Origin of the sequence: Flavobacterium mekongense (assembly GCF_047038255.1) — a bacterium.
GTDB lineage: Bacteria > Bacteroidota > Bacteroidia > Flavobacteriales > Flavobacteriaceae > Flavobacterium > Flavobacterium mekongense.
Genome location: NZ_CP174374.1, coordinates 976,946 through 1,001,182 on the forward strand (window position 1 = coordinate 976,946; position 24,237 = coordinate 1,001,182).

General features: G+C 39.0%; 15 protein-coding genes and 1 tRNA gene. 10 read left to right on the plus strand and 6 right to left on the minus strand.

All coding sequences use genetic code 11. From position 1 onward, the window contains the following. Nucleotides 1–171: 171 nt before the first annotated feature. The 3 genes from ACJG85_RS04130 to ACJG85_RS04140 all read left to right on the plus strand — a co-directional run bounded on the left by ACJG85_RS04130 (nt 172) and on the right by ACJG85_RS04140 (nt 7,519). A complete protein-coding gene (locus tag ACJG85_RS04130; protein ID WP_412476992.1) occupies nt 172–3,936 on the plus strand; it encodes a fibronectin type III domain-containing protein in 3,765 nt (1,254 codons plus the stop codon). A gap of 146 nt (nt 3,937–4,082) precedes the next feature. Then, nucleotides 4,083–6,143 carry a T9SS type A sorting domain-containing protein gene (locus tag ACJG85_RS04135; protein WP_412476993.1) on the plus strand — a complete coding sequence of 687 codons (2,061 nt, stop codon included), beginning with the start codon at nt 4,083–4,085 and terminating at the stop codon, nt 6,141–6,143. A gap of 128 nt (nt 6,144–6,271) precedes the next feature. Then, nucleotides 6,272–7,519 carry a TCR/Tet family MFS transporter gene (locus ACJG85_RS04140; protein ID WP_409675906.1) on the plus strand — a complete coding sequence of 416 codons (1,248 nt, stop codon included), beginning with the start codon at nt 6,272–6,274 and terminating at the stop codon, nt 7,517–7,519. Here ACJG85_RS04140 and ACJG85_RS04145 read toward each other — a convergent pair. Next, the gene (locus tag ACJG85_RS04145) at nt 7,482–7,919 is read right to left on the minus strand and encodes a retropepsin-like aspartic protease (protein ID WP_409675909.1); all 438 of its coding nucleotides are present in this window, start codon (nt 7,917–7,919) and stop codon (nt 7,482–7,484) included. The two genes, ACJG85_RS04140 and ACJG85_RS04145, sit on opposite strands and share 38 nt — an antisense overlap. A 104-nt stretch (nt 7,920–8,023) precedes the next feature. Here ACJG85_RS04145 and ACJG85_RS04150 point away from each other — a divergent pair, with 104 nt between their 5' ends. The 5 genes from ACJG85_RS04150 to ACJG85_RS04170 all read left to right on the plus strand — a co-directional run bounded on the left by ACJG85_RS04150 (nt 8,024) and on the right by ACJG85_RS04170 (nt 12,442). After that, on the plus strand, nt 8,024–8,794 hold the full coding sequence (locus tag ACJG85_RS04150) for a TatD family hydrolase (protein WP_412476994.1): 771 nt from the start codon (nt 8,024–8,026) through the stop codon (nt 8,792–8,794). Nucleotides 8,795–8,859: 65 nt separating this feature from the next. Beyond that, entirely contained in the window at nt 8,860–9,996 is a 1,137-nt protein-coding gene (locus ACJG85_RS04155; RefSeq protein ID WP_409675914.1) for a 1-acyl-sn-glycerol-3-phosphate acyltransferase, read from the plus strand. Next, a complete protein-coding gene (locus ACJG85_RS04160) occupies nt 9,980–11,014 on the plus strand; it encodes an asparaginase (protein WP_412476995.1) in 1,035 nt (344 codons plus the stop codon). The genes ACJG85_RS04155 and ACJG85_RS04160 overlap by 17 nt, the downstream gene beginning before the upstream one ends. A 58-nt stretch (nt 11,015–11,072) precedes the next feature. Next, nucleotides 11,073–11,159: transfer RNA gene (locus tag ACJG85_RS04165), tRNA-Ser, on the plus strand. 587 nt (nt 11,160–11,746) lie between these two features. After that, a complete protein-coding gene (locus ACJG85_RS04170; protein WP_409675920.1) occupies nt 11,747–12,442 on the plus strand; it encodes a porin family protein in 696 nt (231 codons plus the stop codon). Here ACJG85_RS04170 and ACJG85_RS04175 read toward each other — a convergent pair. Next, nucleotides 12,437–13,042, minus strand: coding sequence for a hypothetical protein (locus ACJG85_RS04175; protein WP_412476996.1), 606 nt, complete (start codon nt 13,040–13,042; stop codon nt 12,437–12,439). The two genes, ACJG85_RS04170 and ACJG85_RS04175, sit on opposite strands and share 6 nt — an antisense overlap. 98 nt (nt 13,043–13,140) lie before the next feature. Here ACJG85_RS04175 and ACJG85_RS04180 point away from each other — a divergent pair, with 98 nt between their 5' ends. After that, nucleotides 13,141–13,674, plus strand: coding sequence for an ORF6N domain-containing protein (locus ACJG85_RS04180; RefSeq protein WP_412476997.1), 534 nt, complete (start codon nt 13,141–13,143; stop codon nt 13,672–13,674). On the opposite strand, the gene rpoN is transcribed toward ACJG85_RS04180, so the two are convergent. The 3 genes from rpoN to ACJG85_RS04195 all read right to left on the minus strand — a co-directional run bounded on the left by rpoN (nt 13,671) and on the right by ACJG85_RS04195 (nt 19,167). Next, nucleotides 13,671–15,137: an RNA polymerase factor sigma-54 gene (rpoN, locus tag ACJG85_RS04185; protein WP_409675925.1), complete on the minus strand. Its 1,467-nt coding sequence runs from the start codon at nt 15,135–15,137 to the stop codon at nt 13,671–13,673. The two genes, ACJG85_RS04180 and rpoN, sit on opposite strands and share 4 nt — an antisense overlap. A 105-nt stretch (nt 15,138–15,242) precedes the next feature. After that, the gene (gene asnS, locus ACJG85_RS04190; RefSeq protein ID WP_409675927.1) at nt 15,243–16,688 is read right to left on the minus strand and encodes an asparagine--tRNA ligase; all 1,446 of its coding nucleotides are present in this window, start codon (nt 16,686–16,688) and stop codon (nt 15,243–15,245) included. 58 nt (nt 16,689–16,746) lie between these two features. Then, a complete protein-coding gene (locus ACJG85_RS04195; protein ID WP_409675930.1) occupies nt 16,747–19,167 on the minus strand; it encodes an efflux RND transporter permease subunit in 2,421 nt (806 codons plus the stop codon). A gap of 184 nt (nt 19,168–19,351) precedes the next feature. Between ACJG85_RS04195 and ACJG85_RS04200 the strand changes: the two genes are divergently transcribed. Continuing rightward, complete coding sequence (locus tag ACJG85_RS04200; protein ID WP_409675933.1) at nt 19,352–21,628, plus strand: cation:proton antiporter domain-containing protein; 2,277 nt, start codon at nt 19,352–19,354, stop codon at nt 21,626–21,628. Between the two features lie 57 nt (nt 21,629–21,685). On the opposite strand, the gene ACJG85_RS04205 is transcribed toward ACJG85_RS04200, so the two are convergent. Then, the gene (locus ACJG85_RS04205; RefSeq protein WP_412476998.1) at nt 21,686–24,175 is read right to left on the minus strand and encodes a DUF5686 family protein; all 2,490 of its coding nucleotides are present in this window, start codon (nt 24,173–24,175) and stop codon (nt 21,686–21,688) included. Nucleotides 24,176–24,237: the final 62 nt, after the last annotated feature.

Below are 24,237 nucleotides of genomic sequence, written 5' to 3' on the forward strand. Positions count from 1 at the left end.
TTTTTTGTTGGCAAATGCCATGCTAACTTTCCCAAAAGTCCCTTTTGTAATCTTTTGACAGGAATAGAGTTTTATGTTTCCAACCCTTTTTATTTTGATTGGATGGTAAGCTCAATCGTATTGCCTAAGATTGCTTTAGGGACTATTCAATTAAAACTTAATTAAAACTACATGAAAAAACTTTACTTGCTCGGATTGATATTGTTCAGCTTTATTTCTTTCGGACAAAATTACAATTACACTATTTATAATACCTCTAATTCCGGAATTGGAAGTGATTACGTTGGAGATATAAAAACAGATGCCAACGGGTTACTGTGGATTTCCTCCTTTAGCGGCGTTTCAACTTTTAACGGTACTACTTTTACCAAGTACAATACAGGAAACTCGGGTATTGCCTCTAATGCTATCCTCGAAATCGAAATTGATGGTTTGGGGAGAAAATGGATGGCTTCTCAAAACAATGGAATCATCTTATTAAACGGAACCACTTGGACCAATTATACCAGCTCCAATTCAGGACTTCCTAACAACGCGATTGTTTGTATCGATGTCGACAGCAATAACAATCTTTGGGTAGTAACAACTTCCGGTCTTACCAGATTCAATGGGACTACTTGGACGACTTATAACGCATTGACTAATATTAACTCCATCGAGATTGATTATGCTAATGGCATTTGGGTAACCAATAACGGCAATTTGTACAAATTCAACGGCACCGATTACAATTTCATTGCCCAAGGCACAGATAAATTATTAAAAGCCTATGGTGATCTGATTTACGTTGCTGGCTTTGATAGTTTCTTGACCTATACTATTGACGGAACTTTTTTTAGCAACTACTACCAAAGTAATTCGTGTTTGGCAGGCTATCAATTGAATGCCTTAGATGTAGATAGTAACAATAAGGTATGGATTGCCTTTAATGGAGAAGGTATCCAAAATTTCACCAACTGTGTTACCTATAACACTTCAAATTCCGGGTTGCCTGATAATTATTTTAGCGCACTCAAAACACAATCTTCTGGGGTTATTTGGGCAGGAACTTTGCAATTGGGTTTGGTGAAAATGACACCAAGTGCTACCACTTGTAATCCTCCAACTAATTTAGCAGTGTCCAATATAACGTCTACTACTTGTCAATTAACTTGGACAGCTCCGGCATCAGTCCCTGGTTCAGGATACGAAATATATATTGCAACAACTACTGTTGCCCCGACAACCAACACAACACCAACCTTAACAAGTACTGCTACCAGTGTGAGTGTTACTAACGGATTAACCGCAGGAACAACTTATTATTACTGGGTTCGTTCCAATTGTGGTTCCGAAAAGAGTACATGGACCTCAGGAGGAAGTTTTACTACAGCTGCTTTATCCGGATGTACTACGGCTACTTACGGTCAATGGCCGGCGGCAACTTATACCCCGTCATGTTCAGGAAGCGCAGAGCAAATCGTAAATAATGCTTACGCCGGTGAATATTCAAAAGTAAATATATTGTCAAATACACAGTATACCTTTTCAAGCTCAGTCGCTACGGATTTTGTTACCATTACCAATGAAGCCGGCGATATTGTTTTAGCAAGCGGATTATCCCCGTTAAGTTGGGCATCTGCTTCAAATGCCGGAGTAATGCGTTATTATTTTCATACCGATGCTAATTGTGGCGCTCAAAACACCAATAGAATCAGGTATATTCAATGTGGAACTCCTGTAAGTTGCGGATTACCATCCGGCTTAACGGTTTCTAATATTACTTCAAATTCATGCCGTTTGTTTTGGGTTGCCCCAACTCCTGCGGCCAATTCATACGATATTTATTTGAGCACCAATAATACTGCTCCATTAACTACCACTAATGCTACCCTAACCAGCGTGGCTAATCTTGTGGGTGCTTTAAACGGACTAACTGCTGCCACTACCTATTATTACTGGATACGTTCCAATTGTAATGGAAACAAAAGTGCTTGGGTGTCAGGAGGAAGTTTTACGACGATTGCGGCATTAACATGTAATGGTGCCATTTATGGATTGTATCCTGACACTACTTTTACCCCTTCATGTACAGGAAACGCCGAACAAATTGTTGCAGACGCATGGGCTGGAGAATATACTAATGTTAATGTGCTTTCAAATAGGCAGTATACTTTTACCAGTTCTATTGCAACCGATTTTATAACCATTACCAATGCCACCGGAACTTCGGTCTTGGCAAGTGGATTAACTCCTTTAGTTTGGAATTCAAATACTACCTCTGGTGTTATTAGATATCATTTCAGTGCCAATGCCAATTGCGGTACTCAAAATACATCCAGAATCCGTTCAATAACTTGTGCCAATACATCGTCTTGTAATCCTCCGTCTAATTTTTCGACTACTAATATTACCTCGACTACAGCTACTTTGAATTGGACTGCTGCAACACCTGCTCCGAACACTTACCTGTATTTGTATAATACTACACCTACTATTGGCGGAACAGACGGTAGTACAGTTGCTACTTCAGCAAATTTAAATGGTTTATTACCGAATACAGATTACCATTGGTGGGTTGCCTCAGTTTGTGGTAACACTCAAACGGAATGGGTTTACGGAGGTTTTTTCGTGACGGCAGCGACTACTTGTTTTTCCCAACTTAGCTGTGCTGCTTTGGGAGCTACAGCCATCAAATCGGATGGTTCATTGTGGGCTTGGGGTTCCAGTGTAAACGGTTCAATTGGAGATGGAACCAACACCAGCCGAAATTACCCGGTACAAATTGGAAATGAAAATACTTGGCAAAGTGTTTCAGAAACTGCTTTTACGGGTATGGCTATTAAAAATGATGGTTCCCTTTGGGGTTGGGGACAAAATATTGGAAACATCAACTCTACGTCAGGAAGTTCTGTGTTGGCTCCTATTCGAGTAGGAACTGATAATAATTGGCAAGCTGTTTCGGCAGGTACTGGACATACTGCGGCTATAAAAACCAATGGAACGCTATGGACTTGGGGTTCAAATGGCTATGGACAACTCGGATTATCCACGAGTTTGAATTACTTTGAACCAACCCAAGTTGGAACCGATACATGGGCGTATGTTTCTGCAGGATATGATTATACTTTAGCAGTTAAATCAAATGGTACGCTTTGGGCTTGGGGTTACAACAATAAAGGTCAGTTAGGTAACGGAAATTTGAGCAACAGCAATGCGCCGGTACAAATCGGCACTGCAACCAATTGGTCAAAAGTATATGCAGGAAACGGGAGTTCATATGCCCTAAAAACGGATGGTACACTTTGGGCTTGGGGGGATAACCAGTATAGCCAGTTAGGTGACGGAACGGCCACCGATAGAACTACACCTGTGCAAATTGGAACAGCAAACGACTGGCAACACATTGGCGTAGGTGGTGCTCATGCTGTGGGTAAAAAAAATAACGGTACTATTTGGGCTTGGGGAATTAATAGTTACTCTCAATTGGGGAATGGCACTACAGTAAGTAGTAGTGTTCCGGTACAAATAGGGACAGCCACTAATTGGTTAACTATTGACGCGGGTGTTTCAACAACATCTGCCATCAAGACTGATGGTACAATGTATGTTTGGGGACGCAATAATTTAGGCCAATTGGGCGATGGAACCAACACACTACGCAGTGTGCCAACAGCCATCAACTGTCCGACATCTAATTTGGGAATGGATGATGTTACCCTTTTAGAAAATGAAATAAAAGTGTATCCTAACCCAACGAATGAGGTATTAACAGTTTCAGCTGAGCATGAAATTATATCGCTGGCTGTTTACAATTTACTTGGTCAAGAAGTGATGATAAAATCGATCAACACGAATTATACAACAATTAATGTTTCTGAACTACCTGCGGGAACCTACTTGGTAAAAGTGAATATGGGTACTGCCTTTAGAACAATAAAAGTAGTTAAACAATAGTTTATACACTCTGAATGCCAATTCCAAATTCGAAATGAGTTTAGGGATTCTTACTTATTAACTGAAAAAATTAAATCACCTTATAATTTATTATCAATAAATATTTGTTTTTAATTTCTTTAAAAAAAAACCTTATTACTAATGTTATGAAAAAGTTTAGCTTACTATTGTTAATCACATTCAACATTATCAATGCTCAAGAAGCTAAGTTGTATTATACAGATTATAATAGGACGATACATTCTTTCTCTTTTTTAGGAGCCAATGACAATGTAGTTAAAACGTCATTTAATACTCCGGCCGGAGTGTCTTTTTATAATCAAAAATTGTACGTTTCAGATGAAAATTCGGTGAATAGAAATTACAGATTTGAACCGGACGGAAGTTTGCCTGAAATTGTTCATGACCAACTGGATGGGTTAATTCAACCCAAAAGTGTTTTTGGGTTTAATAACCAATTGTATTTTTTAGATCAAAATTCCATCAGAAAATCCAATCTTGATGGGAGTAATGTAGTTGTCTTAATCAATAATATCTCCTCATCGGCAACTAAACTTGTAGTCGCCAATAATTCGATTTACTGGGTCGATTCTCAAACCCTTAATTCCGCCAATCTGGATGGAACCAATCAACAAGTGCTAACAGATGAAGGTTCTGATTTTAGAGGGTTATGGGTTGAAAACGGTTTTATTTATTGGAGTGTAAATAATGCCGGAGCTCGAGTAATCAAGAGAGCGCTTTTAAACTTAACGTCGGAAACGATTCTGATTAGCTCAGCAGTATCACCTACCGGTTTGTCTATATTGAATGATTTAACTGTATTTGAGAATAAAATTTATTGGACAGATACAGGGTTAGATAAAATAATGAGAAGTAATTTAGACGGTACCAATATCCAAACGTTATATACAATTTCCGGATTGGCAAACCCTAAGGGAATTGCAGGAAATAATGGTTATATATATTGGTCTGATACTTATACGACTAACAATAAAGTTCACAGAATTTCAACCACATCAACCAACTATCAAGTCATTGTTGGAGACCAATTCAATAATGTTAGTGCGGTCGATGTGAGTTCAGGAGAATTGTTTTTCTCATCAAATTATTTGAAAAAGTCAAATTTATCATCCGGTGTTTCTTCTACTTTGTCCTCTAATGTAGGAGCCATTATCAATGACTTGGAAGTGACTAAATTGAATGAGGTTTATTTTTTGATTAATAATGCTACTATAAGAAAGTCATCAACAACTAATTATAGTCCTTCAACCATCATAAATGCCTCCGGTAATGAATTCAGTATTAATTCTTTTGCTATAAAGGGAGATTTTATTTATTGGATTGAGAATGGATTAAATACAACCGTTGGTAAAGTATACAGATCTACATTAAGCGGACAAAATATAACGCTTCTCTATACTGCCAATAGTTTGTTGTCTAATATGAATATTAAAAATGACAATCTATATTGGTCTGTTTTAAATACAATTAGTAGATCTAATTTAACTGGGACTAATGTTCAAACAATTCACACCAATACAGAAGGTGATATTTCTTCCTTTACCATCAATTGTGATAAGATTTACTACTCATTAAGCCGTTACAATTTTACTTATGGATTAATTTCAATCAATATAGACGGAACTAATCCGCAGTTAGTAAAAAACACACCAACGGTATTAACTTCTATGGTAGCGTATGATCCTCAAAATATTCAAATTGCTTGTCAAGACAGACAAGTTTTGCCCAATGGTGCTAATCAGTATATTTTACCAAATTATACTCAAGAGTTTTCATTGTTGAACGCCAATTGTTTGACCGATATTACAATTACTCAAAACCCTGTTCCAGGAACTGCAATTACTCAAAACACAAGTGTATTAGTTACCGTTTTAGATGAAGAAGGTTTTCAGATAACAGAATGCGAATTTAATGCGGTCTTAAACAGTCTTTCGTTGGATCAAAATAATGCAATTAAAGAATTTGAAATTAGCCCTAATCCTTCAACAGATAGGATAACCATAACGAGTGAATTTGAATTCAATACCATTAATTTATACGACCTATCCGGTAAAAAGATCAAAACAATTTACATAGATGAGAGTAACACTTACACTTTAAATGTTGATTCCTTAACCAGTGGCGTTTATTTGGTTGAAGTAAAAGGGCTCGAAACGGTGAGTCGCAAAAAAATGATAAAATATTAATGGCTATTTTAAACAAAATTTACCAATCCCAAATTCCAAAAGAGTTTGGGATTTTTTTGTTTATTTGTGTTGCATTAAAAACTATTAAGAAGTTGTCCCGCACCTTTTGGTAACACCCAAAATCAACTATGAAGAAAAACAAGAAGCAAGCCGCTATAGGATTTATTTTTATAACCATGCTTATCGACATTACCGGTTGGGGCATTATCATTCCGGTAATTCCAAAGTTGATAGCCGAATTGATTCACGGAGATATTAGCGAAGCAGCCAAATACGGCGGATGGTTAACCTTTGCCTATGCGATAACACAATTTGTTTGCGCTCCTTTAATAGGCAATTTGAGCGACAAATACGGACGCCGCCCGATTATCCTGATTTCGCTCTTTGCCTTTGCGCTGGATTATTTACTCTTGGCTTTTTCTCCAACCATTGTTTGGCTTTTTGTAGGCCGCATCATAGCCGGTTTAACCGGAGCCAGTATTACCACAGCTTCCGCTTATATAGCCGATGTAAGCACGCCGGAAAACAGAGCCAAAAACTTCGGAATGATAGGCGCAGCCTTTGGATTGGGCTTTATCATTGGTCCGGTGCTTGGCGGTTTGTTAGGGCAATACGGTTCCCGAGTGCCGTTTTATGCCGCAGCCGTTTTGTGTTTGCTGAACTTTTTATATGGCTATTTCATCTTGCCTGAATCGTTGTCTAAAGAAAACCGTCGTGCCTTTGAGTGGAAAAGAGCCAATCCGATTGGCGCCTTGCTGAATTTAAAAAAGTATCCTTCCTTAATCGGACTCATTTTAGCTATTTTCTTATTGTATGTCGGCTCCCATGCCGTACACAGCAATTGGAGTTTCTTTACCATGTACCGCTTTGGTTGGGATGAAAAAATGGTAGGGATTTCACTGGGTGTAGTCGGCCTTCTTGTTGGTCTCGTACAAGGTGGCTTGGTCCGTTTTACGAGTCCGCGTTTAGGCAACCAAAAAAGTATTTACTTAGGCTTGTCGTTGTACACTATCGGAATGTTGTTGTTTGCTTTTGCTACACAAAGCTGGATGATGTTTGCCTTTTTAGTGCCGTATTGTTTGGGCGGTATTGCCGGTCCGGCTTTACAATCGGAAGTTTCCGGAAAAGTACCTGCTAATGAGCAAGGAGAAATTCAAGGGACATTGGCGAGTTTGATGAGTGCCTCAGCCATTATCGGTCCGCCTATGATGACGAATACTTTTTACTTCTTTACTCACGATGAAGCACCGTTTCCGTTGCCCGGAGCGCCTTTTATTTTGGGAGGATTTTTGATGTTATTGAGTACTGTTTTGGCGTATTATTCGATGAAGAAACACTTTACTTCAGGTACAGGCAGTGATTATAGTAATCAATAATCGCTTTCCCTTCTAATAAAACATCAGCACCTATAATGCCGTGAACGGGTTTGGCTTTGTATTGTTGTAAAGCCTGATTCACATGAGTCATATCGAAGATGATTAAGTGAAAACCATCCGTTTTCCATCGCCCTATTTTCAAATCATTGTTTTTCGCCAATTGCGTAAACATCCCTGTAGCACCGGCACCAGCGGCTTTGGTTTTCGATTTTCCGGCCGTAAGATTAAAAAAATCTACATTGTCAAAACCCACACAACTGTTAGAAGCACCGGTATCTAAAATAAAATTACCGGTAACGCCGTTAATGCTCGCTTTAATCAGTAAATGTTGTGTTTTTGAAACTTTAAAATGGATCTTTTTGTACTTTTCTTTCTTCAGCACTTCCTGCAAGTCTTTCATAGCTTTGAATTGGTTTCCAAAAGTAATCTAAATTCCATTATGCTGGAAAATTCTCTGTAAACTTAGTACCTTAGCACCTCAGAATCTTAGCGCCTTTAATTCCAATGATTTTAACTGATACCCACACGCATTTGTATTCCGAAGAGTTTGAAAACGATCGAACCGAAATGATCCAAAGAGCTATTGATGCCGGAGTTTCTCGTTTTTTTGTTCCTTCGATTGATTCGACCTATACCCAAAAAATGTACGAGTTGGAAGCGCAGTTTCCACAAAACATTTTTTTAATGATGGGATTGCATCCGTGTTATGTGAAACCGGATTCTTATTTAGCAGAATTAGCACATGTTGAAACCGAATTGGCCAAAAGGAAGTTTCAAGCCATAGGCGAAATCGGAATCGATTTGTATTGGGATAAAACCACTTTAGCCATTCAGCAGGAAGCCTTCCGCCGTCAGATTCAATGGGCTAAAAAGTATCAGTTGGCCATAAACATCCATTGCCGAGACGCTTTTGACGAAGTTTTTGAAGTGCTGGAAAGCGAGCGGTCAGAAGATTTGTTTGGCATCTTTCATTGTTTTACCGGCGATTTTGAACAAGCCCAACGTGCCATTAACTTGAACATGAAATTGGGGATAGGTGGAGTGGCTACGTTTAAAAACGGGAAGATTGATCAGTTTTTAAAAGAAATCGATTTGCAACATATTGTATTGGAAACCGATTCGCCGTATTTGGCACCGGTACCACATCGTGGTAAGCGAAACGAAAGCAGTTATACTTTGCTGGTAGCTCAAAAATTAGCTCAAATTTACGAGCTTCCGGTAGCCGAAATTGCACGAATTACCACAGAAAATGCCAAAGCCATATTCGGGATTTAATCATTTTATAACGGGCATTTGAGATTTTTTTTGTTCATTTGTTCTACAAACAAGCCTATACGAACATGTCAAAGTTTGATGCTATCCGACCTTATTATGATGCTGAGGTAAACCAAGCCATTTTATCAGCGATAAATCATCCGATGATGAAGGCATTGATGAATTTTGCCTACGAAAATGAAGACGATTCGGTTTGGAAAGAACAGTTGAAGCGCACGCATTCCATTCGTGATTTTCAAATTAATTTCGCCTACAAGGCTGTTAAGAAAGTTTTGGAGAAAAGCTCGGACGGACTTTCTACTTCGGGTTTTGAAAAATTAGAACCCAATACCTCGTATTTGTTTATTTCTAACCACCGCGATATTATTTTAGATACGTCTTTACTGAACGTTTGTTTACACGAACACGGTTTGGTCATGACTGCCTCAGCTATTGGGGATAATTTAGTCAAAAAGGATTTTTTAAAAACCTTATCTAAGCTCAATCGTAATTTTTTAGTGCAACGTGGTTTGCCACCCAGAGAATTGTTGGAAAGTTCCAAATTAATGTCGGAATACATCGGTCAGTTGCTACTGCGCGAAAACCGTTCGGTGTGGATTGCCCAACGTGAAGGCCGAACCAAAGATGGGAATGATGCGACACATAGCGGTGTTTTAAAAATGTTGGCGATGGCATCCGATGAAGCTAATATGCTTGATTATTTCAAGAAGCTAAAAATTGTTCCGGTGTCCATATCTTATGAATATGATCCGACCGATGCCTTAAAAATGCCGCAACTAATGGCTGAAGCCAATGCGGAAAAATACATCAAAGACAAAAACGAAGATTTTATCACGCTGTTAAGCGGCATTATCGGGCAAAAGAAACGCATACACATACACGTAGGAGAAGTGTTATCGAGTGAAATCGATGCAATCGCGCGTGAATTCGACAATAGTAATAAGCAAATTCAGGCGTTGGCTCAAGTTATAGATGATGCCATTTTGCAGACCTACAAACTATGGCCTACCAATTATATTGCCTACGATTTGCTGTTTAAAACCGAACAGTTCAAGGCGTTTTACACCGAAAACGAAAAATCGCTTTTTGAAAGACGTTTGGAAATGCGCATAGATGAAACCAATCCGCAAATGGTAGAAGGATTTTTAGCCATGTATGCCAATCCGGTAGTCAATAAAATGAAGTATGAAAACGCAGGCTAAACCCAATATTTTACTCATATACACCGGTGGTACTATCGGGATGATGAAAGACTTTGAGACCGGAGCGCTCAAGGCTTTCAACTTCAAAAAATTGCTGCAAAAAATCCCCGAACTCAAACAGTTGGATTGCGAAATAGAAACCATTTCCTTTATTAAGCCTATAGATTCGTCTAATATGAGTCCGGACAAATGGGTTCAAATCGCTTCCATCATCGAAGAAAAATACAACGATTTCGACGGTTTTGTCATTCTGCACGGTTCCGATACGATGTCGTATTCCGCTTCTGCCATGAGTTTTATGCTCGAGAATTTAGCCAAGCCGGTGGTCTTTACCGGTTCTCAATTGCCTATAGGCGATTTGCGGACCGATGCCAAAGAAAACTTGATTACCGCCATTCAAATTGCGTCTTTACAACAAAAAGGCAAACCGGTGATTCAAGAAGTTTGTTTGTATTTTGAATACAAACTCTACCGCGGCAACCGAACCACTAAAATAAGCGCCGAACATTTCAATGCTTTCACCTCACCGAATTATCCGCCTTTGGCTGAGTCCGGTGTGCATTTGAATGTGAATCCGAATGTAATTTTAGCCAAGCAATCCAACAAAAAGTTAGTAGTTCATAAAACATTAAACGACGATGTGGTCATTATAAAAATGTTCCCAGGGATTAACGAAAATGTCTTGTCGGCGATTGTGGCAACACCAAACTTAAAAGGAATCGTTTTAGAAACGTATGGTTCCGGCAACGCACCAACTGAAGATTGGTTTATACAAATTCTGAAGAAAGCCATTAAGCGAGGATTACATGTGGTTAATGTTACCCAATGTTCCGGAGGAAGTGTCAATATGGGACAATATGAAACCAGCACCCAACTCAAAAAAATAGGCATTATTTCGGGGAAAGACATTACAACAGAAGCTGCCGTAACCAAATTGATGTACTTATTGGGCCAAAATGTTTCTCCTGCCGTTTTCAAGACCATATTTGAGACGGCTTTGCGTGGCGAAATGCAATAAGATTTTGGCAACACGCTTTTATAAATCATTTTTTTTGTTGTTCTTTGCACCACAAATTAGAGAGGTGTCCGAGTGGTTGAAGGAGCAAGCCTGGAAAGTTTGTATGTGGGTAACTGCATCGAGGGTTCGAATCCCTTCCTCTCTGCGATGAAAACCGAAGCGAAAGCTTCGGTTTTCTTTTTACAGAAAAAAATGGAAAGTTCACTTTCTAATTTTTTTCTGTAAAAAGAAAACAGCCATTGCAAATGGCTAGGTTTTCAACGACAGTTTCCCCATTGCGGATCACCGCAGGTAATCCCTTTACTTTCTAATTTTTTTCTGTAAAAAGAAAACAGCCATTGCAAATGGCTTGGTTTTCAACGACAGTTTCCCCATTGCGGATCACCGCAGGTAATCCCTTTACTTTCTAATTTTTTTCTGTAAAAAGAAAACAGCCATTGCAAATGGCTTAGTTTTCAACGACAGTTTCCCCATTGCGGATCAGCGGAGGTAATCCCGTTCACTTTCTAATTTTTTTCTGTAAAAAGAAAACAGCCATTGCAAATGGCTTGGTTTTCAACGATAGTTTCCCCATTGCGGATCACCGGAGGTAATCCCGTTCACTTTCTAATTTTTTTCTGTAAAAAGAAAACAGCCATTGCAAATGGCTTAGTTTTCAACGACAGTTTACATCTTAATCAGATTGTTTATTCCATCGAAATGCCGTACATTCGCTAAACTTTAGTTCAAGTTATGAGAATCAAAATCCTTTTACTATTCTTGATTTCCACGGTCACTGTGTTGGCTCAGAATGTGGAAACCGATTTTGATGCCCCCGATTCGCTCTTTAGAGAAGATCAATTTTATTTCAATATAACTTACAATACTTTGCAAAAGAGACCTGACGGTTTAAAGCAAAACAAGTTTTCCCCCGGATTTGCTGTTGGGTTTTTAAGAGACATGCCGGTTAATTCTTCCAGAACTTTTGCTGTGGCAGCCGGACTTGGATATGCTGTTGCGGTTTACAATCATAATTTGGGAATTTTTGAAAATAGCAGTACAACTACTTACCAGATTTTAAATGCTGATGGGGTTTCGGTTTCTAAAGACAAACTTTCTTTGCATTATCTTGAATTGCCTTTAGAGCTGCGTTGGCGTAATGCCACACCGGATAATCACCGATTTTGGCGGGTTCATTTAGGAGTTAAGTTAAGTTATTTGTTTGCCAGTCAGTACAAGTTGGTATCCACAGAAGGCAATTTAACCAATAGTAATTTAAAAGATTTACAAGATTTTCATTACGGCTTGTACTTAAGTACCGGATGGAACACTTGGAATATTTATGCCTATTACGGCTTTAATCCCATTTTTACTTCTGAAGCTAAAATAGATGGTCAGTCTATCGATATGAACACCGCTAAATTTGGCTTGATGTTTTACATCTTATAACCAGTAATACAACAATATCGCTTGTGGTATAATGCCACACAAAAAACCAATCAGCAATTCTTTGTTGGTATGCGCTTTCATTACCAAACGGGATGAAGCAACTAAACCGTTGAGCACTACCAAAAAAGCGACTAAGCTCACAGTGTTCAGTTCGTTTTTCAAGCTCAATCCAATTACAAAAACAGTCAGTGCACTAATACCAATCATGTGAATGGAAGCTTTGATTTTAGCATACAACAACAAAAAGGCCAGAGCGGCGCTGACAATTCCTCCCAAAAAGAAATAATGTAGCGAAGGAAATAAATCAGCTGTAATGCTTTTTTGAATTAAAACCGACAACAAGCAGATGTGTAACACCAACGGAATTTTTCTGTGTGACAAATCCGAGAGCATAATGCTGTCAATTCTGCCAAAGGTTCGCAATAGGTAAAAAAAGGCGATAGGCAGGAAGAAGGTGATAATAATAACCTGTAAAAACAAGACCATGTATTGCCCGAAAGTCATGTAACGGGAGTCGAGCCAAACATAAAAAAGGGTTCCCAATAGCGGAACAAAAATAGGGTGTAAGGCGTACGAGAAAAACGGGAGAAATTTTTTCAAAGTCATTTTGTTGTAACACAAATATAGCCATTACAAATTATTTATTTGAAAGAAAATATTTGTATTTGTTTTGATTGAAGACAATTATAAAGTTGGTTATGGCACACGAAATTACCGTCTCGGATGATAGTATCGGAAGCAAAATATACGTGATTCGAAATCAGAAAGTGATGTTGGATAGCGATTTAGCAGCACTTTATCAGGTGGATACTAAACAACTCAAAAGACAGGTCAGAAGAAATATCGAACGTTTTCCGGAAGATTTTATGTTTGAGTTGACTCGAGAAGAGTATGAAATTTTAAGGAGCCAATTTGGCACCTTAAAGAGAGGCGAGCACTCCAAATATCTTCCCATGGCTTTCAACGAGCAAGGAGTGGCTATGTTGTCGAGTGTATTGAGCAGTCCAACGGCCATTAAAGTAAACATTCAAATTATTAGGGTGTTTGTCAAAATTCGAGAAGTATATGCCGACACTTTACAATTAAAATTGGAAATAGAAGCAATCAAGAAGAAGATTTCTAACCAGAGCAAGAATATTGAACTGGTTTTTAACTATTTAGACGAGTTGATGGAAAGAAAAGACAATACAACTCAAAGAAAAGCAATAGGTTTTAAAACCAAAGAAGATTAAATTTTCTTGCGCATTCTGGCCACAGGTATATCTAATAATTCACGGTATTTGGCAATCGTTCTTCGGGCAATAGGATAGCCTTTTTCTTTTAAGATTTCCGCCAACTGATCGTCCGGCAGCGGTTTGGTTTTGTCTTCTTCTTCGATTACCGTTTTGAGAATTTTTTTGATTTCCAAAGTTGATACATCTTCGCCTTGGTCGTTTTTCATCGCTTCCGAGAAAAATTCTTTAATCAGTTTAGTGCCGTAAGGCGTATCCACATATTTGCTGTTGGCTACACGGGAAACAGTAGAAATATCTAAACCAACCATATCGGCAATATCCTTTAAAATCATTGGTTTGAGTTTGGTTTCTTCGCCATCGAGAAAATACTCTTTTTGGAAATGCATAATAGCATTCATCGTTACGTAAAGCGTTTCCTGGCGTTGTCTGATAGCGTCAATAAACCATTTGGCCGAATCTAATTTTTGTTTGATGAACTGCACCGCATCTTTCTGTTGGTGCGATTTGTCGCGAGAATCTTTATACGTTTGCAGCATTTCCTGATAATCTTTAGAAATATGCAAGGTTGGTGCATTTCTGCCATTGAGCGTCAACTCCAACTCACCATCTACAATTCTGATGGTAAAATCGGGCACAATCTGCTCGATAACTCGGCTACTACTGTCAAACGAACCGCCCGGTTTAGGGTTTAGTTTTTCGATTTCCTCGATGGCTTTTTTCAGGCGATCTTGGGTAATCTCGTACTTCTGTAGTAGTTTTTCGTAGTGTTTTTTGGTAAAAGCATCAAACTGATTTTCAATGATGTTGATGGCCAATTCAACGGATTCAGTAGGTGTTTTGTGCTTCAACTGCAATAACAAACATTCTTGTAAGTCGCGCGCACCAACGCCTGCAGGTTCTAACTCGTGGACAATGTGTAATATCTTTTCCACCGTTTTTTCATCGGTATAGATGCCTTGGGTGAAAGCCATATCATCCACCATATCCGAAATGCTTCTTCGTAAATAACCGTCATCGTCTATACTGCCCACCAAAAACTCAGCAATCTCACGTTGCTCATCGGTTAAAATAAAAGTATTCAATTGATTAATCAAATCCTGATGAAAGCTCACCGGCGCGGCAAACGGCATTTCACGGTCGTCATCATCGTCGCTGTAGTTGTTGGCTTGTAGTTTGTATTCGGGTGTTTCGTCGTCACTTAAATACTCGTCGATATTAATTTCATCAGTGTCGATGTTTTCGTTATCGTCGAACTCATCGTACTCGTCATTGTTGTCAAATTCGTCTTTCTCATACAATTCCTCTTCTTCTTTTCCGCTTTCCAGTGCCGGATTCTCTACCAATTCCTCTTTCAGCCTTTGTTCAAAGGCTTGCGTAGGCAACTGAATTAACTTCATCAGCTGGATTTGCTGAGGCGATAATTTTTGGGTGAGTTTAAGATTTAGAAATTGTTTTAACATAAAAAAGGTGCTGAGTAACTAAGGCACTGAGGCACTGAGTTTCCTCGTATTGATTAATATTTTATACCTTAGAACCTCAGTGCCTTAGCACCTTAGTCCCTTTTATTAAAATTCTGCATTTTGCGGTGTTCTCGGGAACGGAATTACATCTCTGATGTTGGTCATACCGGTTACAAAAAGCACCAAACGTTCAAAGCCTAATCCGAAGCCGGAGTGAACGGCCGAACCAAATCGGCGGGTGTCTAAATACCACCATAATTCCTCTTCATCAATACCGATGGCTTTCATTTTTTCTACCAAAACATCGTAACGCTCTTCTCTTTGAGAACCGCCCACGATTTCTCCGATACCCGGGAACAAGATGTCCATGGCGCGAACGGTTTCTCTGCCCGGTTCAGTGTTGTCATTCAAACGCATGTAGAACGCTTTAATCTTGGCCGGATAATCAAACAAAATTACCGGACATTTGAAGTGTTTTTCTACTAAGAAACGTTCGTGTTCACTTTGTAAATCGGCACCCCATTCTTCAATAAGGTATTGGAATTTTTTCTTTTTATTCGGAGTCGAATCTCTTAAAATATCGATGGCCTCAGTGTAAGAAACACGTTTGAAATCGTTGTTCAAAACGAAGTTCAATTTCTCTAACAAGGCCATTTCGCTGCGTTCCGCTTGAGGCTTTTGTTTTTCTTCGTCTAATAATCGGCCTTCTAAGAATTTCAAATCGTCTCCGCAACGGTCAACAGCATATTGGATGACAAATTTGATAAAGTCTTCTGCCAAATCCATGTTGTCAATCAAATCGTTGAACGCTACTTCCGGCTCAATCATCCAAAATTCAGCCAAGTGACGAGAAGTATTCGAGTTTTCCGCGCGGAACGTTGGACCAAAAGTATAAATCTGACCCAAAGCCATAGCGAAGGTTTCACCTTCTAACTGTCCGGAAACGGTTAAATTGGTATGTTTTCCAAAGAAATCTTTTTTGTAATCGATGTTACCTTCTTCGTTTTTAGGCAAATTATCCAAAGGCAAAGAAGTCACTTGGAACATTTCGCCCGCACCTTCAGCATCGGCTCCGGTGATGATTGGCGTGTTCACGTACACAAAACCTCTGTCTTGAAAATAGGTATGAACCGCATGGGCCAATACTGAACGCACTCTCATGATGGCTCCGAACGCATTGGTACGCACACGCAAATGCGCATTTTCTCTCAAGAATTCCAAAGAGTGTTTCTTAGGTTGCATTGGGAATTTCTCCGCATCGCAATCGCCCAAAATTTCCAATTGGGAAACCTGGATTTCATATTTTTGACCGGCACCTTGACTTTCTACCAATTGTCCGGTTAAAGCCACGGCAGTTCCGGTGTTGATTCTTTTTAAAGTAGCTTCAGGTGTGTTTTCAAAATCAACTACACACTGTAAGTTATGAATGGTTGAACCATCGTTCAAAGCAATAAACTGATTGTTTCTAAAAGTTCTTACCCAACCTTTAACGGTTACCTCATAATTCGTTTTCTCGCTGCTCAGTAAGTCTTTTACTTTTGAATGTCTCATTGAAATATCAGATATTAAATTTTAACTATTAGATTTAGAATCTTAACGCAAAGATAAATTATTTATTGTTTTTTTCTAATGCCTCTATCTCTTCATCAGTGTGTTCTAAGATATCGATGGTTGGCTCAGGCAATTCTTGTTGGTTAGCCAATGTTTTGTTTAGCGAAAGTACCAAAGAAGGCAATAGTACCAAATTAGAAAGCATCCCGAAAGAAAGCGTCAAAGCGACCAATCCGCCCAAAGCTACTGTGCCGCCAAAGCTCGATAACATGAAAACCGAGAATCCGAAAAACAATACGATTGACGTGTAAAACATACTGATTCCGGCATCATCAAAGGTAGCAAAAACCGATTTCTTGATTTTCCAATCGTTGCGCGACAACTCCAATCGGTATTGGGCCAAAAAGCGCAAGGTGTCGTCGACTGACATTCCGAAAGCGATCCCGAAAACTAACAATGTAGAAGGCTTTAACGGAATGCCCAAAAAGCCCATCAAACCGGCGGTCATGATAAGTGGTAACAAATTCGGGATGATAGAAACCAACACCATTTTGAAGGAACGAAACATAATAGCCACCAATCCTCCGGTTAGGAAAAACGCAAACAGTAAAGAAGACAATAAGTTGTCTAACAAATACTGCGTTCCTTTTTGAAATACGGATGGTTTTCCGGTGATGATGACTTCATATCTTGGCGATGGGAATAATTTGTCAACTTTATTGCGAATGTGTGCTTCGATGGCTTCCATTTTTTCACCGTTTTCGTCTTTGATAAAAGTGGTCATACGGGCAATACTTCCGTCGGCAGAGATATAACTTTTAAGTTGGTTGTCTTTGGTTTTTTTGATGGAATTCTTAATGTACGGCAACAAAAACATTTCTTCATTAGTCGAAGGTAAAGTGTAAAAATCAGGATTTCCGTTGTAATACGCTTGGTTGAAACTTTTGGCAATGTTTACAATCGACAAGGGTTTGGACAATTCCGGTATGTCGATAATGGTTTGCTCTAATTCTTCCATTCTGCGCAAGTTGCTGCCTTTCATGGCGCCGTTTTTTCGCTTGGTATTAATCATGATTTCCAAAGGCATCACACCGTCAAATTCTTTCTCAAAGAAGCGAATGTCTTCAAAGAAGGCCGTTTTTTTTGGCATGTCTTCGATAATACTGCCTGAAATTCTAATTTTATTGATACCGACTATACCAAAAACCAACAAACAAATCGCAGTAATATAAACCCCTAATCGGTTGTATTTTACGGTGTTCACAATCCAACTCAAAAAGGAAGTCAACGATTCTCTTTCCAAATGGCCTAAATGTCTTGGGATAGGCGATGGAATGTAGCTGAAAAATATCGGAATCACCAGCAAACTCAGCGTATAAATGGCCAAAATGTTAATGGTAGTGATTACGCCAAATTCTCTCAACAATACATTATTGGTCGCTATAAAAGTGGCAAATCCAACAGCAGTAGTGATGTTAGTCATCAAAGTAGCCGTTCCGGTTTTGGTAATAACGCGTTGTAAGGCTTTGGCTTTATTGGAATGTTTGTGGTATTCCTGATGGTATTTGTTGATGAAGAAAATACAATTCGGTATTCCGATTACAATCACCAAAGTCGGCACTAAAGCAGTCAAAACGGTGATTTCGTAACCCAGTAATCCCATCAATCCGAAAGACCACATTACACCAATCATTACTACTATCAACGAGATTAACGTAGCGCGGAAAGAGCGGAAAAAGTAGAAAAAAATCAGCGAAGTAATCAACAAAGCCGCGCCAATGAACAGGCCAATCTCATCAATGATGGTTTTGGCATTCAGAGTTCTAATGTAAGGCATGCCTGAAGTATGCAGGTCTATAGTTGTAGCTTTCTCAAATTTTTCTATGGCCGGAATCAAATCGTTTAAAACGTAATCTTTTCTGGCTTTAGTGTTTACAATTTTTTTATCGAGATAGATGGCTGAACGAACCGCACCGGTTTTTTTGTTGAACAACAAGCCTTCGTAAAACGGCAAGCGGGTAAACAATTCGGTTTTGATGGCTTTCAGATACTTTTCATCTTGAACTTTATTCGAATCTACCAATGGTTTGAGTTCGAAAGTCTCCAGCGAATCGTTTTTGGTCAGTTTTTGCAAGTTGTCTACCGAAACCACCAAACTCACTTCTTTGTGTGATTTGATAGTCGTCATCAACTCGCTCCAAGCGGCATAAACTTTTGGGGTGAATAAACGATTGTCTTTGGTGGCAATGACGATTAAATTGCCTTCTTCACCAAATTGGTTCAAAAATTTTTGATAGTCAACATTCACTTTGTCGTCGGCCGGAATCAAATTGGCTTCGGTTTGGGTAAAGCGAATGTTCTTCCATTGTAGGGAAAGCAATACGGTAATCAGAATGATACTGCCCAAAATGACAATTCTGTTTCTCAGAATAATTCGGGCCACTAATTCCCAAAAACCAATACCTAACAACTTTTTCATAAAACCTAAAATGGGTTGCAAAGGTAAACAAAACCTCAAAAAATTCGGATGATGTAGGGTAAAGTTTTCTTAATTTTTGCTTTAATTTTCAAGCTGATTTTAATTAATGGTTATCGTTGTAAAAAAAGTTAAAAAAATACGCGGCTTTTTAGCATCTTTGTAAGCACAAGCACAACTTTTTCGGATGAGAAATTTAAAGAATACATTATTTTACCTAATCATTACCGGTGGTTTTACAGCCTTGATGTATTGGATAATTGAGCAAGGCAAACTTTTAGAAGTTGGCAGAAAAATAGTTTCACCTACTTCATCCGACAGCCAGTGGATACAATTCTTGAGTTCGCTGTTTCATAACTTGCAGCATCCGTTAGCGTTATTGCTCGTACAAATTATTTCCATCGTCATAGTGGCGCGTATTTTTGGTTGGATTTTCAGAAAAATAGGCCAACCGTCTGTAATAGGAGAAATTATTGCCGGAATTGTACTCGGGCCATCGTTATTTGGGCTGTATTTTCCCGATTTAAAAGAAGCCTTGTTTCCGGTGGCTTCCTTAGGCAATTTGCAAGTGTTGAGTCAGGTTGGGTTGATTTTGTTCATGTTTGTTATTGGAATGGAACTCGACTTAAAAGTGCTCAAAAACAAAGCCAACGATGCTGTCGTCATCAGTCATGCCAGTATTGTTATTCCGTTTGCCTTAGGGATTGGATTGTCTTATTTCATTTATCAGAATCACGAATTTACGCCGGAAGGTGTCGAATTTTTATCATTTGCCTTATTTATGGGAATTGCTATGAGTATCACGGCTTTTCCGGTGTTGGCCCGAATTGTTCAAGAGCGAGGCATTCACAAAACCCGATTGGGAACCATTGTTATTACTTGCGCCGCCGCAGATGATATCACCGCTTGGTGTTTGTTGGCCGCCGTAATTGCCATTGTAAAAGCCGGCAGTTTTGTGAGTTCGCTGTACATAATAGGTTTGGCGGTTTTGTATGTGTTGATGATGCTTTTTGTGGTGAAACCGTTTTTAAAGCGTGTAGGCGATTTGTACGCTAAGAAAGAAAACATCAAAAAATCGGTAGTAGCTATCTTTTTCCTGACCTTAATGGTTTCTGCTTATTTGACCGAAGTGATAGGCATTCATGCGCTTTTCGGTGCCTTTATGGCCGGCGCCATTATGCCCGATATTACCAAATTTAGAAATGTATTTATTGAAAAAGTAGAAGATGTTTCGGTGATTTTATTATTACCGTTGTTCTTTGTTTTTACCGGTTTGCGTACAGAAATCGGATTGATAAACGAGCCTTATTTGTGGAAAATTACCGGCTATATCATTTTAGTTGCCGTAGTAGGAAAGTTTTTTGGTAGCGCTTTAGCCGCACGATTCGTTGGCCAAAATTGGCGGGAAAGCTGGACCATCGGCGCCTTAATGAATACCCGCGGATTGATGGAGTTGGTCGTATTGAACATCGGTTATGAACTCGGCGTTTTATCGCCAAAAGTGTTTACCATGATGGTGATTATGGCTTTGGTTACTACGTTTATGACAGGACCGGCGCTCGATATCATCAACTTTATTTTTAAAACCAAAGACGTTATTATTCCTTCGGAAGTGAAGAAGAATTCGAAGTTCAAAATCTTGATTTCTTTTGGGAATAACGAAAAGGGAAAATCCTTGTTGCGCTTGGCCAATAGTTTGGTAAAAGGTCAACCCGAAGCGGCTAACGTGACAGCGATGCATTTAACCATGAGCGACGAAATGCACGCTTTTAACATAGAAGAATACGAAAAGGAAACATTTGACCCTATAGTCAAAGAGTCGAAAAAACTCAACCAAGAGATTACCACCATTTTCAAAGCCACCGGAGATATAGAAACCGATATTGCCGATGTGGCTTTTGAAGGAAAATACGATTTGGTTTTGGTAGGTTTGGGAAAATCTATTTTTGAAGGAACTATTTTGGGTAAAGTATTGGGCTTTACTTCCAGAATCATCAATCCGGATCGTTTGTTGGACAAATTCAAAGGGAAAGAAGGCTTGTTTGAAAACTCTCCTTTCGACGACAGAACCCGATTAATCATCTCTAAAACCAAAACACCGCTTGGGATTTTAATCGACAAAGATTTAAAGCAAGTCAATAAGGTTTTCCTGGGGATATACAGTGTTGGAGATGTTTTCCTGATAGATTATGCGCAACGACTTATGCAAAACAATCAGGCACAAGTAACCATTTTAGACAATAATGACCACACCAAAAATAACTTTTTGATTCAAAATTCATTAGAAGCTTTGGAGCAAAAACACGGTGATAAGTTTGATGTTTTTCAACCAAAACAAATCACAAAGCCATTTTTATTGGAGCAAGATTTGGTGATTTTCAGTTTAGAAACCTGGAAGCATTTGGTGGATGAAGAAGTGTCGTGGTTGCAGGACATTCCGTCGGTGTTGATTATAAAACCTTAAACAGAAGAAATCTGAAAATATTGCGAAGGCTGATAATCGTTAGATTGTTGGCCTTTTTTACAGTCCTAAATCAAGAACAAAACTCAATTTAATGGCAATGTTGTCTTCCAAACGCGCCAATTGATTCGGACCATAACGGTAAAATCCGGTCAAACCGAAACCTTTGTAAATTTGGTTCAACTCGATGCCCGATTCAAAGAAACCACGGTCTAAAGTCTTGAATTCAATACCGATATGGTCTTCCGGATTTTTAAGATTGCCCCAAGCCATACGTGTTACCAACACCAAAGACGGTTTTACTTTTTTAAATAATTCCACGCGTTTGAAGCCGTGTTTGAATTGCAACATCACGAACTCGCTTGAGAAAAACTCATTGAAATACATGGTTTCAAAACTGTTTTTACCGGCAATCGTGATTCTTTGCAATAGGTTGTCTTTGGTTAAATTGTTGGGCGAAGTATTGTACAAATGCGTCAATGGTAAGTCGCCGAAAACATAACCGCCTTGGAGCAACACAGCCGATTTTTGGCCGTTGAGGTATTTTTTTTCGTATTCGATGCGCGCATCAATTTTGCTGAACTCGAAGTCGTTGTTGAAGAGATTCGACAGTGATTTAGTCAATTGAAAAGTGAATTTCGGATAGCGTTTTTCATATTCAATTTTGCCGTTTGGCGTTTGCATATAAGCGCTGTTCGGATTCCATTGGATGGATACCATGGCAGAAGTCATAGCAAAATTGCGGAACAGTTGGTCTTGATACACAAAGGTATAATCAAATAAAGGCTGGATGTCGCTGTGGGCAATTTGCCAAATACTTTCGGTTTTAGGAATGATTTTGGTTTCTATAAACGCGCGCCAGGTTTGATGGTTGTAAAAGGTGCTGATGTTAATCGGGCGCGGATCGTATAATTTAAAAACCCTTTTGTCAATAGCAAAATTGGTACTAGCAATCTCCCGAACATCATCGGTATAAGAGCCGCCAATCCAGGTGTTCGAGAAGTTGCCTACGCGGATGGCGCTACCTATATGGTATTTGCTTTTTTCGTCTTTTAAACCGTAAGCAGTGTAACCTTCCAAACGGAATATTTTAGAAAATTGTTCGTTGGTTACGCCGCCAATACCCAAACGAAATCCCTCGTAATTGTTGTAGCTCAACAAGTAGCGCAAGTCAAAGTCAATTGGCCCGAAAGGCAAATAACCGTTGATGATTTTTCGTCCGAATTTGATTTTTTTCTCAATTTTTTCTTTTGTCACTACGCTGTCTAAAACTACGTAGGTTCTTTCACTTCTGGTGTCTAAACTGTCGCTTCTGTTGTCTTGCCAAAAGGCTTCGTCTCTCTGATTGGCATTGGCCTTAACGTCAATCGCGATGGCTGTTTTTTTGATTTTTAATTTCGGGTTCACTTGCAAATCATAGACTTGCATTTCGGAGGCGAGATAGGTAAAATCGGAAGCGTCTTTTCGAATTTGATTTTCATTGTCGTCTTCGGCGGCAAACTCAATTCGACCTCCTAAAACAGCGGTTGGCTCTTTGCTTTTGCCTTTGATGATTTTGAAGTTTTTGCGCATCGGAAACCAAATTTTTTCTTCACTCAAATAGTCGAATTCATGTGTTCCGGTAATATTCAAAACGCTGCGAATGCGCATGACAGCCTTCGCTACTGCGTAATTTTCACTGTCGATGTAGAGCAAGCCTTCCAGTCCTTTTCGGCTGATTTTATTCTTAAAATAAATCACCAAAACTTCTCGGTTTTCTATGGTGGTAGTGTCTAAAATTTTATACCGATATTCTTTGAGCGCCCTGTCAGAAATAGGGCTTTTGTATTTGGTTTCGAACAGTTCGTATTTGTCGTCATACACCGAAGACGATTGCAAACTAAAACCCAGCAATTCATAAATTGGCTCTTTAAAACCGGCCATTTTGGTTCCTAATATGGTTTCCTTCAATAGCGGTTTTTCGAATTGAAACTGAGAGACTTTTTCGGTTAAAAACAAATGTTGTTTGGTGATGAGTTTTTTGAATTTGTAGTCGGAGGAATCTATTTTGGCCACTTTATCTTTGGTGGCAAAATCAACATAAACAGTGTCAATTTTACCCGAAATAGAATCAGGATTAGCGGTTACTAAGAGTTTGTTATAGGTTTTGTACTGGAAGGTTTTGAGTTTTTTGAGCGGATTGTTGTTGTCTTTGGCTAAAATGACTTTGCGGATAATGTCGTTTGCCGGATTTTCAGAGTTAAGCACTACTTCTTTCAGGGCATCGGTTTGCGGTGTTAGCAAGACGGTGAAGTAAGGTTTCTTTTCGAATAGAGAAATGGTTTGCGATTGATACCCAACATAAGAGATTTTCAAAATCTCCGGTGGTGTAAGTAAAGTAAAGCTGAATTTGCCATCGACATCGGCTATGGAAACGGTGCCGTTTTCTGTGGCTAAGGTGGCAAAAGACAAGGCTTTTTTGGTTTCGGAATCTTTAACAACACCATTAATTTGAAACTGTGCCTGAAGCGACAAAGTGCAAAAAAGAAACAAAAAAGTAAGTAGCTTCATTGGAAAGGTGTTGACACAAAAAGGCTTACAAAAATAGGAATAAAAAAATCCGTACGAGACGG

What these genes read in the sequence shown, in the direction of transcription:
- ACJG85_RS04145 (WP_409675909.1), bottom strand. Translation starts at nt 7,919, where the DNA reads ATGAAAGACTTGCAGGAAGTGCTGAAGAAAGAAAAGTACAAAAAGATC.
- rpoN (WP_409675925.1), bottom strand. Translation starts at nt 15,137, where the DNA reads ATGTTAAAACAATTTCTAAATCTTAAACTCACCCAAAAATTATCGCCT.
- ACJG85_RS04180 (WP_412476997.1), top strand. Translation starts at nt 13,141, where the DNA reads ATGGCACACGAAATTACCGTCTCGGATGATAGTATCGGAAGCAAAATA.
- ACJG85_RS04195 (WP_409675930.1), bottom strand. Translation starts at nt 19,167, where the DNA reads ATGAAAAAGTTGTTAGGTATTGGTTTTTGGGAATTAGTGGCCCGAATT.
- ACJG85_RS04160 (WP_412476995.1), top strand. Translation starts at nt 9,980, where the DNA reads ATGAAAACGCAGGCTAAACCCAATATTTTACTCATATACACCGGTGGT.
- ACJG85_RS04130 (WP_412476992.1), top strand. Translation starts at nt 172, where the DNA reads ATGAAAAAACTTTACTTGCTCGGATTGATATTGTTCAGCTTTATTTCT.
- ACJG85_RS04205 (WP_412476998.1), bottom strand. Translation starts at nt 24,175, where the DNA reads ATGAAGCTACTTACTTTTTTGTTTCTTTTTTGCACTTTGTCGCTTCAG.
- ACJG85_RS04135 (WP_412476993.1), top strand. Translation starts at nt 4,083, where the DNA reads ATGAAAAAGTTTAGCTTACTATTGTTAATCACATTCAACATTATCAAT.
- ACJG85_RS04140 (WP_409675906.1), top strand. Translation starts at nt 6,272, where the DNA reads ATGAAGAAAAACAAGAAGCAAGCCGCTATAGGATTTATTTTTATAACC.
- ACJG85_RS04155 (WP_409675914.1), top strand. Translation starts at nt 8,860, where the DNA reads ATGTCAAAGTTTGATGCTATCCGACCTTATTATGATGCTGAGGTAAAC.
- asnS (WP_409675927.1), bottom strand. Translation starts at nt 16,688, where the DNA reads ATGAGACATTCAAAAGTAAAAGACTTACTGAGCAGCGAGAAAACGAAT.
- ACJG85_RS04150 (WP_412476994.1), top strand. Translation starts at nt 8,024, where the DNA reads ATGATTTTAACTGATACCCACACGCATTTGTATTCCGAAGAGTTTGAA.
- ACJG85_RS04170 (WP_409675920.1), top strand. Translation starts at nt 11,747, where the DNA reads ATGAGAATCAAAATCCTTTTACTATTCTTGATTTCCACGGTCACTGTG.
- ACJG85_RS04200 (WP_409675933.1), top strand. Translation starts at nt 19,352, where the DNA reads ATGAGAAATTTAAAGAATACATTATTTTACCTAATCATTACCGGTGGT.